This is a genomic window from Microbulbifer variabilis (genome assembly GCF_056232115.1).
This window is the reverse complement of record NZ_CP174325.1, coordinates 328,394-345,232: the sequence shown is the minus strand read 5'-3', so window position 1 is coordinate 345,232 and position 16,839 is coordinate 328,394. Positions and strand designations below refer to the sequence as shown.

Below are 16,839 nucleotides of genomic sequence, written 5' to 3'. Positions count from 1 at the left end.
AAATGAGCCTGATCGCGACTTCTTCGCAACAGAAAGTGGTAATTGGTCTTGGCGCTACCGGAAAATCGGTGGTGCGCTATCTGCTGCGTCACGGTCACACACCTGTGGTTGTCGATAGTCGTGAAAAGCCATCGGGATTAGATGCTTTTTATAAAGAGTTTCCGCAAGTGCCGGTGGAAACCGGAGCGTTACGTCCAGACACACTGCTTGCAGCCAGCTTAATTATTGCCAGCCCAGGCGTTGCCCTGGCTGAGCCTGTGTTGCAACAAGCTGTGGCCGAGGGTATTCCCGTGATTGGGGATATTGAGTTATTTGCCCAAGCGCTTATACGTGAAAAGTCTACCGCAAAGCTAGTGGCAATTACCGGCTCCAATGGCAAAAGCACGGTAACCACCTTACTTGGCAAGATGGCTGAGGCGGCAGGTGTCGATGTGCGTGTGGGGGGAAATATTGGCGTACCGGTATTGGATTTACTTCAGAAGCCTTTGCCGCAATTGTTCGTTTTGGAGCTTTCCAGTTTCCAATTGGAGACGACCTATTCGCTAGCGGCAACTGTCGCCACGATTTTGAATATGAGTGCGGACCATATGGACCGCTACCCCAGTATGGTGGAGTACCACCGGGCCAAGCAGCGGGTTTATCGCGGTGCTGAACAATTTGTTGTCAATCGCGCTGACCCCCTCACTCAGGGGCCCTTGTCACGAGAGAGACGTGAGTGGACTTTTGGCCTGGACCAGCCTGATCTTAATCAGTTTGGTGTGCGTATTGTCGATGGGCAGGGTTGGCTGGTTCAGGGTACTGAGCGACTGCTGCCGATAGAAGCAATGGCCATGGTGGGCAAGCACAATGTTGCCAATGCTCTCGCAGCGCTCGCACTGGGTAATGCTGTTGAATTGCCTATGCAGGCAATGCTTGGAGTGCTGAAGACCTTCCGAGGGTTACCACATCGATGTGAGCGGGTGGCCGACCTGGATGGGGTTATTTATGTCAATGACTCCAAAGGTACGAATGTGGGCGCAACCCAGGCGGCGCTGGATGGCCTGGCAACGGAAAGCCGTAAAATAGTATTGATTGCTGGTGGCGATGGCAAGGGCGCTGACTTTTCTGCATTGAGCAGCAGTGTAAATACACTGCGTGCAATGGTTTCTATTGGTGCCGATGGCGATAAGGTCGCTCAAAGTTTTGCAGACGAGTGTGAAATTTGTCGGGCTGAATCTATGGTGGATGCCGTCGCTCAGGCTCGAAGGCTGGCGCATAATGGTGACTACGTATTGCTGTCGCCGGCTTGTGCCAGTTTTGATATGTATCGTAATTTTGAAGCCCGAGGCGATGATTTCCGCAATTCGGTTCTCGCACTTTGTGAAGCTGGGGGGGCCGGATGAACGAACTCCCGGCACCTTCAAATAGCCGAGATTTCCTCGATGCCCTATTGCCGCTCAGTGTACTGGCACTGGTCAGTATCGGAGTGGTGATGGTCGCTTCTGCTTCTATCGCGTTTGCGAGTGATATTTATGCGGATCCCTGGTATTTCCTTAAGAGGCATTTGGCATTCCTGGCGATAGGTGCTGTGGTGGCACTGGTTGTGAGCCAGATTCCGTTGGCTATTTGGTCGCGCTTGTCATGGCCGCTTTTACTGTTTTCCTGCCTGTTACTGATTGTCGTATTGGTGCCGGGTATTGGGCGTGAAGTAAATGGTAGTCGTCGCTGGTTGGTTCTTGCCGGGATTACCATCCAGCCTGCCGAAGTGGCCAAGTTTTGCATGCTGGTATTTTTTGCGAGCTTTTTGACTCGCCGTAACAAGCAGTTGCATCACTGGAGCAGTTTTATGGTTCCGGTGGTTATTTTAGGCACTGTTGCACTATTGCTGTTATTACAGCCGGACTTTGGTTCTGTGGTAGTGCTTTCCGGTACAGTGCTTGCAATGGTTTTTTTGGGTGGGGCTCGGTTGCCACACACATTCCTGCTGGTAGCGGCAGCGGCCTGTGGACTTGCCTTGATGGCTCTCACGAGTCCCTACCGCTTGCAGCGACTACTGACATTTTTAGACCCTTGGGGCGACCAGTTTGCCAGTGGCTACCAGTTGACCCAGTCGTTAATCGCTTTTGGTCGGGGAGAGTGGTTTGGTGTAGGTCTTGGTAATAGTGTGCAGAAACTATTTTATCTTCCCGAGGCGCACACCGACTTTATTTTCGCCATCCTTGCCGAGGAATGGGGCATGGTTGGCGGCCTGGTGGTAGTTGGTCTTTTTGTGGCATTGACCTACTCGCTACTGCGTCTTGTACGTACGGCTTTGACTCAGCAGAAATTCTTCGCAGCACTATTGGCCTTTGGTATGGCTGTGCAGTTGGCTGGACAGGCTTTTGTAAATATGGGGGTGGCCTCGGGTTTATTACCAACCAAGGGACTGACCTTACCTTTCGTCAGTTCCGGTGGTAGCAGTTTAATAATTTGCTGTGCGCTACTTGGATTGGCATTGAGAATTCGCAGTGAATTGCACACGCAATCAGATGGTGGTAATGCAGCCCTCGGTCTTTTCAGGCAGCTACCAATGTTCGGCCTGGCACGTTCCGGCGGCACCATGACCCATGGGGAGGCAGTGTAATGTCCCAGAGCGAAAAGATTTTTCCCGGCAAGAAATTTTTGGTAATGGCAGGTGGTACCGGAGGGCATGTCTTTCCCGCATTGGCGGTGGCTAAGGCCTTGCATGATCAGGGTGCCAGTGTTGAATGGTTAGGCACCGAGCGCGGAATAGAAGCGCGTTTGATTCCCGAGGCGGATATCCCGCTACATTTTATTCGAGTGGAGGGGGTACGTGGTAAAGGTAAACTGGCCCTCTTAAAGGCACCATTACAGATAATACGCGCTGTTTCTCAGGCGCGCGCAGTGATTAAAAAAGTACAGCCAGACTTGGTGCTCGGTTTTGGAGGGTTCGCGACAGGCCCTGGTGGTGTGGCTTCAAGGGTTTGTGGGGTTCCGCTGATTATCCACGAGCAAAACGCAGTGGCGGGGACTACTAATCGTTTACTATCCCGAATTGCCAACAGGGTATTAGAAGCTTTTCCCAGTGGCCTGCCCGGTGCTGTACAGGTCGGCAACCCTGTGCGCAGTGAGATTGCCTCCTTACCGGAGCCTCAGTTGCGTATAGGTACAGAGTCACCTTTGCGCTTGCTGGTGCTGGGAGGCAGCCTGGGAGCAGTGGCTATTAATGAGCTGGTGCCCAGGGCGATAGCTCAATTACCAATTTCTCTGCGGCCGCAAGTAGTACATCAGTCGGGCGAGCGCCACTTGGACTTGGCTCAGGAAGCGTATCGCACTGCAGGCATAGAAGCTGAGGTTGTACCTTTTATTTCAGATATGGCTGAAGCTTACAGCGCAGCGGATCTGATTATTTGCCGGGCAGGTGCTTTAACTGTATCTGAAATTGCCGCCGCAGGAGTAGGCGCAATTATGGTTCCTTTCCCATTTGCTATTGATGACCACCAGACACGTAATGGGGAGTGGTTGCAAAGTGCGGGGGGGGCTATTGTGGTTCAACAGAACGCAATGGATGTACAGGCGCTTTCCATGTTGTTACAGGAACTTCTTTCGAGCCCAAAGAAACTACTGGAGATGGCTGAGGCCGCACGGCGCGCAGCTAAAACGGATGCGACTGAGCAGGTAGTGACTGCCTGCAGTGAAGAACTGGCTTTGGCCAGATAATTAATAGTAAGTGGACGAAGGTTAAGAGAATGTCTTCTGAGCGTACAAACGCAGATAAAAGTTACGCTGTTCCTGCGATGCGCCGCATCCGCCGTATCCACTTTATTGGGGTTGGTGGTGCTGGAATGAGCGGCATCGCAGAAGTATTGCAGAACCAGGGCTATGAGGTTTCCGGTTCTGATTTGCGTGAGTCACCGGTGACAGAGAGGCTGCGTAAACTCGGTGTCGAAGTGCAGATAGGGCACAGTGAGGCAAATATTCAGGGCGTAGACGTTGTAGTGAATTCGTCAGCAGTACATGGGGATAACCCTGAGTTGATTGCTGCCCATAACAAGCGTATTCCGGTGGTGCGTCGGGCAGAGATGCTTGGTGAGCTAATGCGCTATCGCTATGGGATTGCTGTTGCTGGGACTCACGGCAAAACTACGACAACCAGTTTGATTGCTGCGATTTTTGCCGCAGATAAAAAAGACCCCACCTTCGTTATTGGTGGTTTGGTCAATGCAGCTGGAGCTAACGCGGCGTTGGGTGAAAGCCGATACCTGATTGCTGAGGCGGATGAAAGCGATGCTTCCTTTATTCACCTGCAGCCTATGGTAACCGTAATTACCAATATTGATGCGGATCATATGGAAACTTACGGCGGCGACTTCGAAAAAGTGAAGCAGATCTTTATCGATTTTGTTCACAACCTGCCATTTTATGGTCTTGCCGTGGTCTGTGGTGACGATGCAAACGTGCAGGAAGTGATACCGAAGTTTTCACGCCCAGTGCTCACGTACGGTTTTTCTGAGGGCAATGACTTCCGTATCGTCGAGGTAAACCAGGAACCCTTAAGAAGCCACTTTACTGTCCAGCGCCCTGGTGGTGACTTGTTGCGGGTATCAGTCAATACACCAGGTATCCATAACGTACTCAATGCTACTGCAGCGATAGCCGTTGCATCTGATGAGGGTGTCAGTGATGAGGCTATCCGCAAAGGGCTGGATGGTTTCCAGGGAGTGGGGCGTCGCTTCCAAATCTACGGAAATTTCTCAGTTAGTGACGACGGTAGCGCAGAAAAAGTGATGCTGGTGGACGATTATGGCCACCACCCTCGAGAGGTTGCTGCGACGGTCAAGACTGTGCGTGATGGTTGGCCTGAACGGCGACTGGTAATGATCTACCAGCCCCATCGCTATACGCGGACCCGGGATCTTTTCGAAGACTTTGTTCAGGTTCTGTCAGAGGTGGACAAACTAATTTTGTTGGATGTATATAGCGCGGGTGAATCGCCAATCCCAGGTGCTGATGGTCGTACCTTAGCACGCAGCCTGCGCAATCGCGGTCAAGTTGATCCAATATTTGCTGAGACCATCGATCAGGTTCCACCAGTGTTGGCGGATTTGTTGGAGCCGGGAGACATAGTTTTGACTCAGGGGGCCGGGAATGTCGGAGCTTTGTCCCAGAAGTTGGCACAGTGGCGCCTGGGCGAGAAGACTTCCGAGGCTTAAGGTACGGTGAAGTCTGCAAAAAAAAAGCTAACGCGAAAGAAAGATAAGCCTATTCGCGGAGCTAGCCCCATGGGGGGCGACGGCAGCACAGGCAGAATTAACTGGCGTCCCTGGTTGCTGTTATTACTGGTGGCAGGCTTGGTTATTGGGCTTGGCAGTGGAGGATTGTGGTTATGGCAGCGCCTACCAGCAATCCAGCTGAGTGAAGTGGATACACTGGAGCAGGTTGAGGTTCGTGGCACTTTTAATGCGGTGTCTGAGGAGCAATTAAAAGAAATTTTGTTGCCCTATCTCCAGGCTGGTTTTTTTTCCGCAGATATTCGGGCGATGCGCTCTGCGATAATGGCCAACCCCTGGATTACTTCGGTGTCGATTAGCCGTCATTGGCCTAAGGGTGTTGTGGTTGAGGTGACAGAGGCTCAGCCATTAGCGGTTTGGGGTAAAGCGCACTTACTGGTAGCTAGTGGAGCTTTACTACCGCGCCCAGCGCATATGCGTCTCGGTGCATTACCTGAACTTGCTGGGGACGAAGAGCTGGTTGGACAAATTATGTCTCAATACCAGGCTCTCGCGGGTCTTTTAACTACGCGGGATATGGAAGTAAAACGCTTGTCATTTGATGACCTTGGCGGCTGGCACCTGGAGTTAGTGTCGGGAATTGAATTAAAACTCGGGCATGATGCGTTACTGGAGCGGGTTAACCGCTTCCTTTTCCTGAGTCGTGGCTTGCTCGCGCCGCATTTACATAAGATAGCGGGGGTGGATACCCGTTATGGTAACGCGGTTGCGGTTCAGTGGAAGAACGAAGAAAAGTAAACAGGGATGCAGCGAGAGCTGCTGTTGAAAGTAAAGTTTAAAGGCGAGGCTTGTATCCAGGTGGAATGAATAAACAGACCCTGGACGCAGCCGAGCGAGGTTGGAACAAAAATGACACAAGTATCCGATCAGCGCATGATTGTAGGACTGGATATCGGCACATCTAAAGTAGTCGCCATTGTCGGTGAGGTCTCGGCGAATGGTGAACTCAATATTGTCGGTATAGGCTCCCACCGTTCCACCGGAATGAAAAAGGGTGTAGTAGTCAATATTGAGTCAACGGTGCAGTCCATTCAACGCGCAGTAGAAGAAGCAGAGTTAATGGCTGGTTGCGAGATTCACTCAGTTTATGCCGGGATTGCCGGCAGCCATATTCGCAGTCTCAATTCCCACGGTATTGTTGCCATTAAAGACCGGGAAGTAACCCAGCAGGATCTCGATAGGGTAATTGATGCGGCTCGGGCAGTGGCTATTCCTGCTGACCAGAAAATTCTACATACACTGCCTCAGGAGTACCTGATTGATAACCAGGAAGGAGTGAAGGAGCCGCTGGGTATGTCTGGCGTGCGACTGGAAGCGAAAGTACATCTTGTCAGCGGTGCTGTTAATGCAGCTCAAAATATTGAGAAATGTATCCGTCGCTGTGGCCTTGAGGTTGAGGATGTCATTTTGGAGCAATTGGCCTCCAGTTATGCCGTACTGACTGAAGATGAAAAAGAGCTGGGAGTGTGCATGGTGGATATCGGTGGTGGCACCACTGATATTGCAGTCTTTACCGGTGGCTCGATTCGCCATACGGGTGTCATTCCCATTGCGGGAGATCAGGTCACCAATGATATTGCTATGGCCTTACGTACTCCGACACCGCATGCAGAAGATCTGAAAATTAAATATGCCTGCGCCCTGGCAAAGCTTGCGCGGGAAGGTGAGACCATCAAGGTGCCGAGCGTTGGGGATAGAGCGCCCAGGGATTTGTCTCGGCAGGCGTTGGCTGAAGTCGTGGAACCGCGTTACGACGAACTGTTTACTTTGGTTCAAGCAGAATTACGTCGCAGTGGTTTTGAGGACCTGTGCGCAGCAGGTGTAGTTTTGACTGGAGGCTCTTCAAAAATGGAGGGTGCAGTTGAGCTGGCTGAGGAAATTTTTCATATGCCGGTGAGGCTTGCAGTACCTCAGGGAATTTCTGGATTGACTGATATTGTGAGCAATCCAATTTACTCCACTGGAGTTGGATTATTGATGTATGCGATGCAGCAGGAAGAGGCTGCAGAGGGCAGAATGCAGCCTGCGCGTAACGATAATCCGTGGTGGGATAAAGTAAAGCACTGGTTTCGCGGTAATTTGTAATAGCGTGCAACCAGAATTAGCCGTCCCATAAGGGATTTTTTTTAGGCGTGGCTGTAAAATTCGACATGAGCAAGAAAGGGGAACAGCGATGTTCGAGCTAGTTGATAGCGTACAGGATAAACCTGTCATCAAGGTAATAGGGGTCGGCGGCGGTGGCGGCAATGCTGTTAAGCATATGATGGCCAACGACGTGGAGGGTGTGGACTTTATCTGCGCAAACACTGACGCCCAAGCACTGAAAGATATTCAGGCGCAAACAATCCTGCAGCTTGGCAACACCATTACCCGCGGCTTGGGTGCTGGAGCCAATCCCGATATTGGCCGTCAGTCAGCACTGGAAGATCGCGATCGCATCGCTGAGGTTCTGACAGGTGCAGATATGGTATTTATCACCGCAGGTATGGGCGGTGGTACTGGTACTGGTGGTGCCCCAATTGTTGCTGAAATTGCAAAAGAATTAGGTATTCTCACCGTCGCAGTTGTTACCCGCCCCTTTAAAATTGAAGGGCGTAAGCGCACTGTAGTTGCCGAGGAAGGTATTCTTGAACTGCGCGATAAAGTCGACTCCCTGATTACCATCCCTAATGATCGCTTGCTGGAAGTATTGGGCAGCAAGATCACTATGAAGTCTGCCTACAAAGAGGCTGACAATGTTTTACTTGGTGCGGTACAGGGTATTGCTGATCTGATGATCCGCCCCGGTATTATGAACGTGGACTTTGCCGATGTGCGCACAGTTATGTCTGAGATGGGCATGGCGATGATGGGCTCCGGTTCCGCTATCGGTGAAAACCGTGCCCGAGAGGCAGCGGAAAAAGCTGTGCGCAGCCCATTACTGGATAACGTGAATCTGTCCGGTGCCCGCGGTATCCTGGTGAATATTATTACCGGCAGCGAAGAAGCCGGCTGTCAGGAGCTGACTCTGGGTGAGTACTCAGAGGTTGGTGAGATTGTTCAGGAAATCGCTTCCGACGAAGCTACTGTTGTGATCGGCACCGCGGTGGATGACAAGCTCGGAGATGAGATGCGAGTAACCGTTGTGGCAGCAGGTTTGGGGGAGGGTACCCCGGCAGTTCGCCCTGCTAAGGTGGTGGACAACGCTCGCCGCGCAGATGCGCGAGAGGTGCGTGAGCCTCGTGAGTCCCGCGATATGCGAGAGAGCCATGGCGCAGCTGGTCTGGTGTCCCGTGAAGCTACTGACCCTCGCCCCCGTGTAGAGGTTGAGCGTCCCAAGCGACCAGCACCTGCACTGAATCCTGCTGATGCGGATATGGAGTACCTGGATATTCCAGCCTTCCTCCGCCGCCAGGCAGATTAAGTGTCGGCACCACAGTGGCAGTACACCGCTCATGTCCGCCCGATTCCCGGATCGGGTGTCGCTTCTGTGGTGCGGCTCACCCTGAGTTTGCTCGGATTTTAGTGTAAGCAGTTTTTTAAATAAGGCTTCCTTGGGAATCTTTTAGACTGGCAGGTCGAAAAAAATAAGATAATTAACAATTTTTTACAGTGCTCATGGAGTTTGAGATCTTAGAATGCTGTCTTAGCGACTAGGATGTGGCGCTCCAATCTTTGCTTGGGCTATCCTTTAAGGTAGGTGGCGGATGTTGTAGTGACCACCCCCTCATAATTGGTATTGGCGTCGCAATTATGCTAATATCGGCGGCTTGCTGCGCATTAGGCGTAGACCACCGACTGGGAAAAGATAGTTTCATGATCAAACAGCGCACGCTTAAGAATGCTATTCGCGCCACTGGCGTAGGTCTGCACACTGGTAAAAAGGTTGTCCTAACCCTTAAACCAGCGCCCGTAGACACCGGCATCGTGTTCCGTAGAACCGACTTGGACCCGGTGGTTGAAATAGAGGCCCGTGCAGAGAATGTTGGGGATACCCTCCTTTCCACTACCCTGGTAAAGGGTGATGTACGTATTGCTACCGTTGAGCACCTTCTCTCGGCCATGGCTGGACTCGGCATCGATAATGCGGTTGTTGAGCTGTCTGCCCAGGAAGTGCCGATTATGGATGGTAGTGCAGGCCCGTTTGTATTTCTGATTCAGTCCGCAGGTATTCAGGAGCAGTCCGCGCCGAAGAAATTCCTGCGTATCAAGAAGCCAATTACAGTTGAGGAAGGCGACAAAGTTGCCAGCTTCCTGCCATTTGACGGCTTCAAAGTGTCCTTTACGATCGACTTTGATCACCCGGTATTCCAGGGGCGTAACCTGACGTCTTCTGTAGATTTTTCCAGCACTTCTTTTGTTAAAGAAGTGAGCCGGGCACGCACCTTTGGTTTTATGCACGAAATTGAATACCTGCGTTCCAAAGGATTGGTTCAGGGTGGATCAGTGGATAATGCTATTGTGATCGACCAGTACCGTATTCTGAATGAGGGTGGGTTACGATACGAAGACGAATTTGTGAAACACAAAATTCTCGATGCTATTGGTGATCTGTACCTGCTGGGCACCAGCCTGATTGGTGAGTTCAAGGCATTCAAATCTGGCCACTCATTGAATAATAAGTCCCTACGCCACCTGATGACCCAGAAGGATGCCTGGGAAATGGTGACCTTTGAGGGTGAGCAGGAGGCTCCTATCTCCTACATAAAGCCAATACTGGCAGTATGATCCTCTCGCGAAAAGCCGGCACGACATTGCCGGCTTTTTTACGTGCCTGATTCACAGAGAAGCTATTGGCAATTCTGGTATCCTTGGGTTAATTGAAGTCGCCAGATGATTGGCATGAGGTGTAGCGTACAGATAACGTCTCATATCAGTGGTGATCAAAATTAGAATATGTCGAACTTCTTCCGCTTACTATGAAAGTAATCCTGGTCAATGAGCGCGGTGCAACCCGCAGTTTCAATTTCGGTGGCCTGAGCAAAGCTCTACTGAGCTTGTGCCTGCTCGGCCTTCCGGTAGGTGCTTTTTTTCTCGGTGCAAACCTGCCTGTGGCTAAAACAGACCTGTTTGATGCGCGCACTGCTAAAGCTTGGGAACGCGCTCTGCGCAAGCAGCAGGAAGAGATTGCGGAGGCTGATCAGGAGGCACGTGAACAGCTGGTGGCCTTAACGGTGAAGCTGGCTGAGCTGCAGGCCCGCCTTACCCGTCTGGATGCCCTCGGTGAGCGACTCACTGCGGCCGCCAATCTCGATGAAGGTGAGTTCGAGTTCAGCGCGGCGCCTGCTATAGGTGGACCTGAAGATCCGGGCATTGCTGGCGCTTCTGAACTTCCCTATCAGCCCCCTGAATTTATCGATGTTATTGGTGATCTGTCGCATCAGGTTGACGATCGCCAGATGCAGCTCAATACCCTTGAGTCCCTGATGGCCAACCTGAAGCTTGAGGACGAGCAGTTTATTGCCGGACGTCCGATCACCAAGGGTTGGATGTCTTCCCGTTATGGGTATCGTACCGACCCATTCACTGGGCGCCGTACTTGGCATAAGGGTGTTGATTTTGCTGGCAAGATGGGCTCCGATGTGGTTTCCGTCGCTGCTGGTGTGGTGACTTGGGCAGATGAGCGCCATGGCTATGGCCAGTTGGTAGAAATAAATCACGGCAATGGTTATTCAACCCGCTATGGCCATAATAGCGAGCTTAAGGTTGGCCTCGGTGATGTGGTAAAAAAAGGGCAGGTTATTGCCCAGATGGGCTCTAGCGGTCGCTCTACCGGCCCACATGTTCACTTCGAAATCTTTAAGAATAATCGCACGGTCGACCCGGCCAGCTACATCCGCCGCACAGGCAGATAACAACTATTCTTCCTTTACGCGTAATTGCCGGCAGCTTGGCATAAGAGTTGCCAGCGGTTGCGCCTTCCTGTTTACTTGCACCCCACGCATAAAGGAGTGTCGGTGCAACAATCTGCCCAGAATTGGCGCCGACAGCGCACATAAGATAAGTGGTTTCTAGATAATGATTGGCAAACTGATTAAATCGGTCTTTGGTTCAAAAAATGACCGCGAGCTGAAGCGTATGCGACGGATCGTGGAAAAGATCAATGCATTGGAAGAGGATTTCCAGAAGCTTGATGACACGGCCCTTCGCGCCAAAACAGATGAATTTAAAAAGCGCATAGCGGATGGGGAAACACTGGACCAGCTGTTACCGGAGGCTTTCGCTGCGGTGCGTGAGGCCGGCCGTCGCACCTTGAGTATGCGTCATTTTGATGTGCAGATGATTGGTGGTATGACTCTCCATGAAGGCCGTATCGCAGAGATGCGTACCGGTGAAGGTAAGACACTGGTAGCGACCCTGCCAGCTTACCTGAATGCACTGGAAGGCAAGGGTGTGCATATTGTTACGGTAAACGACTACCTGGCATCCCGGGATGCCAACTGGATGCGCCCTGTCTTCGAATTCCTGGGCATGAGCGTGGGTGTCATTGTCTCCCAGCAGCACCCGGATGATAAGAAAGCTGCATATCAGGCTGACATTACTTACGGCACCAATAATGAATTCGGATTCGATTACCTGCGTGACAATATGGTGTTGCGTAAAGAGGATCGCACCCAGCGCCCGCAAAACTTTGCGATTGTCGACGAGGTAGACTCGATCCTCATCGACGAGGCGCGTACGCCGCTGATTATCTCCGGTGCCGCGGAGGATTCCTCCCATCTTTATATGGCCATGAACAAGCTGGTTCCTCAGCTTGAGCGTGCGGAAGAGGGGGGGGAAGGTCACTACACGGTAGACGAGAAGACTCGCCAGGTAGAGTTGACTGAACAGGGCCATTTGCTGATCGAAGAGTTACTGTCCCGCAGTGGCCTGATGAAAGAAGATCAGTCCCTCTATGCGCCCGGTAACCTGGGCTTGCTGCATCATGTTCACGCGGCTCTGCGTGCGCATGTACTGTTTAATAAAGATGTGGATTACATCGTGCAGAATGGCCAGGTGGTGCTGATTGATGAGCATACTGGCCGTACCATGCCAGGCCGTCGTTTATCTGAAGGTTTACACCAGGCGTTGGAAGCGAAGGAAAACGTTCAGATCCAAAGTGAGAGCCAAACTCTGGCCTCTACAACTTTCCAGAATTTATTCCGCTTTTATCCAAAGCTTTCCGGTATGACCGGTACTGCCGATACCGAAGCCTTCGAATTCCAGCAGATTTACGGTCTGGATGTGGTAGTAATCCCGACCAACAAAGATATCCAGCGGGAAGACCTCAACGATTTGGTCTACCTGAGCAAAGAAGAGAAGATGGATGCGATCATTGAGGATGTGAAGTTCTGCCGTGAAAAGCAGGCGCCGATCCTTGTCGGTACAGCGTCTATCGAAACCTCTGAAGAAATGTCCCGCATGCTGCAAAAGGCCGGTATCCAGCACCAGGTCCTGAACGCAAAATACCATGAGCGCGAAGCGCAGATTATTGCCCAGGCTGGCCGCCCTGGTGCAGTTACGATTGCCACAAATATGGCCGGTCGTGGTACTGATATTGTCCTGGGGGGGAACTGGGAAGCCGAAGCTGCGGAACAGGCTAAAGAGAAGGGCCGTGAGCTGGCAGAGAATGAGATTGCTGCAGTAAAAGAAAATTGGCAGAAGCGTCATGACCAGGTAATCGAAGCCGGTGGCTTACATATTATCGGTACCGAGCGCCATGAATCCCGTCGTATCGATAACCAGTTGCGCGGTCGTGCCGGGCGTCAAGGTGACCCGGGTGTAACCCGTTTCTACCTGTCTCTTGAAGATAATCTGATGCGTATTTTCGCCTCTGACCGGGTGAAAAACTTTATGCAGATGCTGGGTATGGAGCGCGGTGAGGCTATTGAGCATCGCATGGTTTCCAACGCTATCGAAAAGGCCCAGCGTCGCGTTGAAGGTCGCAACTTCGATATCCGCAAGCAGTTGCTGGAATACGATGATGTGGCCAATGACCAGCGCCAGGTCATTTACAGTCAGCGTAATGAGTTGCTGGAGGCGGACCAGATTAGTGACACCATTGGTGCGATTCGTGAAGATGTTGTCAATGAAATCATTTCTGCCTCGGTGCCCCCGCAGAGTGTTGAAGAGCAGTGGGATATTCCTGCACTGGAGAAACAGCTGGCGGGAGAGCTGGGTATCGAGTTGCCGGTACAGCAGTGGCTGGATGAAGACCGTACTCTGCATGAGGAGAGCTTGCGCGAGAAAGTGATTGCTTCAGCCCAGGAAGCCTATGCAACCAAGGTCACGCGTATCAGTGAATCCTCTGGTGATGAAAATTTGATGCCGACAGTCGAGCGTCAGATTATGTTACAGGTGCTGGACCAGCTGTGGAAAGAGCACCTCTCCAGCATGGACCACCTGAGGGCTGGCATCGGTCTGCGTGCGTATGCCAACAAGAACCCCAAGCAGGAATTCAAGCGTGAGTCCTTCCACCTGTTCCAGAGCATGCTGGAAAACCTCAAGCACGAAGTGGTGCGAATCCTCGCCCATGTAGAGCCGATGACCCGCGAGCAAATGGATGAATTGGAGCAGCAGCGCCTGGAAGAGCAGCGCAAGCAACAACTGGACTTGCAGCATGCCGCGGCTTCCGCCTTGCCCGAGAGCGAACCACAGCCACAGGCAGCGTCTGTGCCTGAGCGTCGCGGGCCAAAAGTAGGCCGTAACGATCCTTGCCCCTGTGGTTCCGGTAAGAAATACAAGCAGTGCCACGGCAAGCTGGCTTCCTCTCCGCAAAGCTAACGTCTTGGACGAGTTTTAGCGCGTAGATAGAGGCATTTAGCCCGCAAAGACCCCGCCATGAGTGGGGTCTTTTTTATCTCTTTTCAAAATATTCTGCGGCTAGATACTTTGAATCCGCATTAAGCCCTGAATTTATCTTGCCCAATCTTCGTTACGCTTTAATAATGACGCTCTTTTAATCACTACTGGCCTCCGAGAGCGCTTGCTCCCAGTTGGCGCAAAAGTCTTACTGTTATGTCTAGCTCATTACTCCCCCCAGTTAAAGGGGTCCGCCTCGCCAGTGTTCCAGCTCGAATAAAGGACTGGCAGCGTGACGATTTGCTTTTGATCGAAATCTCTAAAGAGGCCTCGGTTTCAGCCACTTTTACCCAGAACTCTTTCTGCGCAGCGCCTGTGGTTGTGGCGAAGGAACATATTTCCAAAGGAAACGTGCGCGCTTTGCTGATCAATGCGGGCAATGCCAATGCGGCCACCGGGAGTCGAGGGCTTAGTGATGCCCAGGCCTGCTGTGAGGCCGTGGCCAGGGCGATCAATATCCGTGCTGAGCAAGTGCTGCCATTTAGTACTGGTGTGATTGGTGAACATCTGCCGCTCCAGCGTTTGCTGGATGCGATTCCCCGTGCTGCCGAGCAGCTGTCAGATAGTGGATGGGACGGTGCTGCGAAGGCCATTATGACCACGGACACTCACCCAAAAACAGCGAGCCGAACCCTGGAGATTGGTGGCGAAGAGATTACTGTCGTCGGTATCGCCAAAGGCTCCGGCATGATCCAGCCAAATATGGCGACTATGTTGGCTTATGTCGCTACAGATGCGCATGTTGCACAACCTCTGCTTGATAAGATGGTTAAGGAAGCGGTGAATGCTTCTTTTAACAGGGTCAGTGTGGATGGGGATACCTCAACTAATGATGCCTGTGTGCTTATTGCTACAGGAGCGACTGGCAGCCAGATTGAAAACAGCGAAGATCGGGCTTATTCCGCGCTGATGGGGGCCATTACCCAGCTGCACATAGAGCTGGCGAAGGCGGTTGTTAAAGACGGTGAAGGTGCAACCAAGTTTGTCACTGTACAGGTTGAGGGTGCTGGGAGTAGCGCAGAGGCATTGCGTGTTGCTTTTGAAGTTGGCGAATCCCCCCTGGTAAAAACCGCGCTCTATGCCTCAGATCCCAATTGGGGGCGCCTGGTGATGGCGATTGGTAATGCAATCCCGGGAAGTCTGGATACCACCAAGGTCAATATATACCTGGATCAGGTACAGGTGGTGGAGGCCGGAGGGCGCTCAGTAAATTATCTTGAAGAGCAGGGTGAACAGGTATTTTCCAAGCCTGAATTTACTATTCGAATAGAATTGGGCCGTGGCAACTGTAGTGAGCATGTCTGGACCTGTGACTTCTCCCACGAGTATGTCACCATCAACGCCGAGTACCGTACCTGAGGAAGTTGTAGTGACCAGTGTTATTCATGTTGCTGTTGGGGTTGTATCTCGTGATGATGGCAAAATCCTGATTGCCCGCCGCCCGGACCACTTGCATATGGGCGGGCGCTGGGAGTTTCCCGGTGGCAAGGTGGAGGAAGGGGAGAGTGTGCAGCAGGCGCTCTCCCGCGAGCTGCGTGAGGAAGTGGCAATCGAGATAACTGAACTGGTTCCTCTGGTGGAAATTCGCCACGAATATCCAGAAAAAACAGTCTTGCTGGATACCTGGCAGGTAACGGCGTTTACCGGGGAGGCTATGGGTCAGGAAGGGCAGGAGACTGCCTGGGTAGCCGTTCAGGAGTTGGATAACTTTCAGTTTCCCGATGCCAACCAGGCGATTATTGAGGCGATTAAAACCGTTGCGCCATTCTCTTAAAGGTCAGCAAATAAATCAGCTCGGGCCAGTTAGGCCCGAAACTTAGTTGCGGCGCTGCTTGGTCGGGTCCAGGTCGTCACTTAGAACGTCATCATAAATAGATTCACCTGGAATCTTATGCCCTTCGCTGGCCCATTCGCCCAAGTCAATCAGCTTACAGCGTTCACTGCAAAAAGGCTTAAATGGAAACTTATCATTCCACTCCACAGGCTTTTTACAGGTGGGGCAGCTTAAGGTTGGGGTTTCTTTACTTTTGGACATATTAACTTGGAGTATTACTAATTCAGTTGTGTTTAGTGGTGGCCGCCATTTGTAAGTACTTTTGATGCAGTAATTCAACTTGGCCGCGCAGTTCCGCCAGGCCGGCAGAATTGTCCAGCACATCATCGGCTTTATCCAGTCGTTCCTGTCTGCCCAGCTGTGCCGCCATGATTTTGCGAATCTGCTCTTCGCGATTGTTATCCCTTGCAGTGGCCCTTTCTACCTGCAAGTTCTCTGGCAGATCCACCACACAAATCCTGTCCACCAGCTGGTACTGGCTGGATTCAATTAAAAGGGGCGATTCCAGTATCGCATACTGGCTTGGGCTTTGTTCCAGGGAGCTGAGGATCTCCTCCCGTATCAGAGGGTGTAGCAGGCCCTCCAGCCAGGCTCTCTCTTCAGTATCCTCAAAAATCAGGCTGCGCAGCTGCGCTCGGTTCAGTTCGCCATTCTCAAGTAAAATCCCAGCGCCGAAATGCTGGGCAATTTTCTCTAGTGCTGGCTTGCCGGGCTGTACGACTACCCTGGCAGCCCAGTCCGCATCTACCACATGGATGCCCAGCTCACGAAAGCACTCAGCGGCGGCAGATTTTCCACTGCCAATACCACCAGTTAAGCCTACCCGGAACAATATGTTGCCTCCTTGAACTAAAAACTGGGGTTATAAACAAGAAACCCGGCCAATGCCGGGCCGGGTTTATGTTAAATCACTTA

The 16,839-nt window shown here is 51.9% G+C and carries 14 protein-coding genes; 12 read left to right on the top strand and 2 right to left on the bottom strand.

The window, feature by feature from the left end:
• The first annotated feature begins 2 nt into the window (after positions 1-2).
• The 12 genes from murD (at position 3) to mutT (ending at position 15,864) form a co-directional block, all read left to right on the top strand.
• A complete protein-coding gene (murD, locus tag ACJJI7_RS01475; RefSeq protein ID WP_020412623.1) occupies positions 3-1,382 on the top strand; it encodes a UDP-N-acetylmuramoyl-L-alanine--D-glutamate ligase in 1,380 nt (459 codons plus the stop codon).
• On the top strand, positions 1,379-2,602 hold the full coding sequence (gene ftsW / locus ACJJI7_RS01470) for a putative lipid II flippase FtsW (protein ID WP_444901091.1): 1,224 nt from the start codon (positions 1,379-1,381) through the stop codon (positions 2,600-2,602). The genes murD and ftsW overlap by 4 nt, the downstream gene beginning before the upstream one ends.
• A complete protein-coding gene (gene murG, locus ACJJI7_RS01465; protein WP_444901092.1) occupies positions 2,602-3,699 on the top strand; it encodes an undecaprenyldiphospho-muramoylpentapeptide beta-N-acetylglucosaminyltransferase in 1,098 nt (365 codons plus the stop codon). Before ftsW ends, murG begins: the two co-directional genes overlap by 1 nt.
• Positions 3,700-3,728: 29 nt before the next feature.
• Complete coding sequence (gene murC, locus ACJJI7_RS01460) at positions 3,729-5,192, top strand: UDP-N-acetylmuramate--L-alanine ligase (protein ID WP_020412626.1); 1,464 nt, start codon at positions 3,729-3,731, stop codon at positions 5,190-5,192.
• Between the two features lie 6 nt (positions 5,193-5,198).
• Positions 5,199-6,008: a cell division protein FtsQ/DivIB gene (locus tag ACJJI7_RS01455; protein WP_353376034.1), complete on the top strand. Its 810-nt coding sequence runs from the start codon at positions 5,199-5,201 to the stop codon at positions 6,006-6,008.
• Positions 6,009-6,119: 111 nt separating this feature from the next.
• Positions 6,120-7,355 (top strand): cell division protein FtsA, encoded by a 1,236-nt coding sequence (gene ftsA, locus ACJJI7_RS01450; RefSeq protein WP_020412628.1) that lies wholly within the window; start codon positions 6,120-6,122, stop codon positions 7,353-7,355.
• Positions 7,356-7,443: 88 nt separating this feature from the next.
• Complete coding sequence (ftsZ, locus tag ACJJI7_RS01445; RefSeq protein WP_020412629.1) at positions 7,444-8,673, top strand: cell division protein FtsZ; 1,230 nt, start codon at positions 7,444-7,446, stop codon at positions 8,671-8,673.
• Between the two features lie 392 nt (positions 8,674-9,065).
• Complete coding sequence (lpxC, locus tag ACJJI7_RS01440) at positions 9,066-9,977, top strand: UDP-3-O-acyl-N-acetylglucosamine deacetylase (protein ID WP_020412630.1); 912 nt, start codon at positions 9,066-9,068, stop codon at positions 9,975-9,977.
• A 191-nt stretch (positions 9,978-10,168) separates the two neighbouring features.
• Complete coding sequence (locus ACJJI7_RS01435; protein ID WP_020412631.1) at positions 10,169-11,104, top strand: M23 family metallopeptidase; 936 nt, start codon at positions 10,169-10,171, stop codon at positions 11,102-11,104.
• A gap of 163 nt (positions 11,105-11,267) precedes the next feature.
• A complete protein-coding gene (gene secA, locus ACJJI7_RS01430; protein ID WP_020412632.1) occupies positions 11,268-14,012 on the top strand; it encodes a preprotein translocase subunit SecA in 2,745 nt (914 codons plus the stop codon).
• Between the two features lie 234 nt (positions 14,013-14,246).
• Positions 14,247-15,449: a bifunctional glutamate N-acetyltransferase/amino-acid acetyltransferase ArgJ gene (argJ, locus tag ACJJI7_RS01425; protein ID WP_444901093.1), complete on the top strand. Its 1,203-nt coding sequence runs from the start codon at positions 14,247-14,249 to the stop codon at positions 15,447-15,449.
• 10 nt (positions 15,450-15,459) lie between these two features.
• The gene (gene mutT / locus ACJJI7_RS01420; protein WP_444901094.1) at positions 15,460-15,864 is read left to right on the top strand and encodes an 8-oxo-dGTP diphosphatase MutT; all 405 of its coding nucleotides are present in this window, start codon (positions 15,460-15,462) and stop codon (positions 15,862-15,864) included.
• A 42-nt stretch (positions 15,865-15,906) separates the two neighbouring features.
• On the opposite strand, the gene yacG is transcribed toward mutT, so the two are convergent.
• Together yacG and coaE are read right to left on the bottom strand one after the other, a co-directional pair.
• On the bottom strand, positions 15,907-16,125 hold the full coding sequence (yacG, locus tag ACJJI7_RS01415) for a DNA gyrase inhibitor YacG (RefSeq protein ID WP_020412635.1): 219 nt from the start codon (positions 16,123-16,125) through the stop codon (positions 15,907-15,909).
• Between the two features lie 22 nt (positions 16,126-16,147).
• Positions 16,148-16,756: a dephospho-CoA kinase gene (gene coaE, locus ACJJI7_RS01410; protein WP_444901095.1), complete on the bottom strand. Its 609-nt coding sequence runs from the start codon at positions 16,754-16,756 to the stop codon at positions 16,148-16,150.
• Positions 16,757-16,839 lie beyond the last annotated feature (83 nt).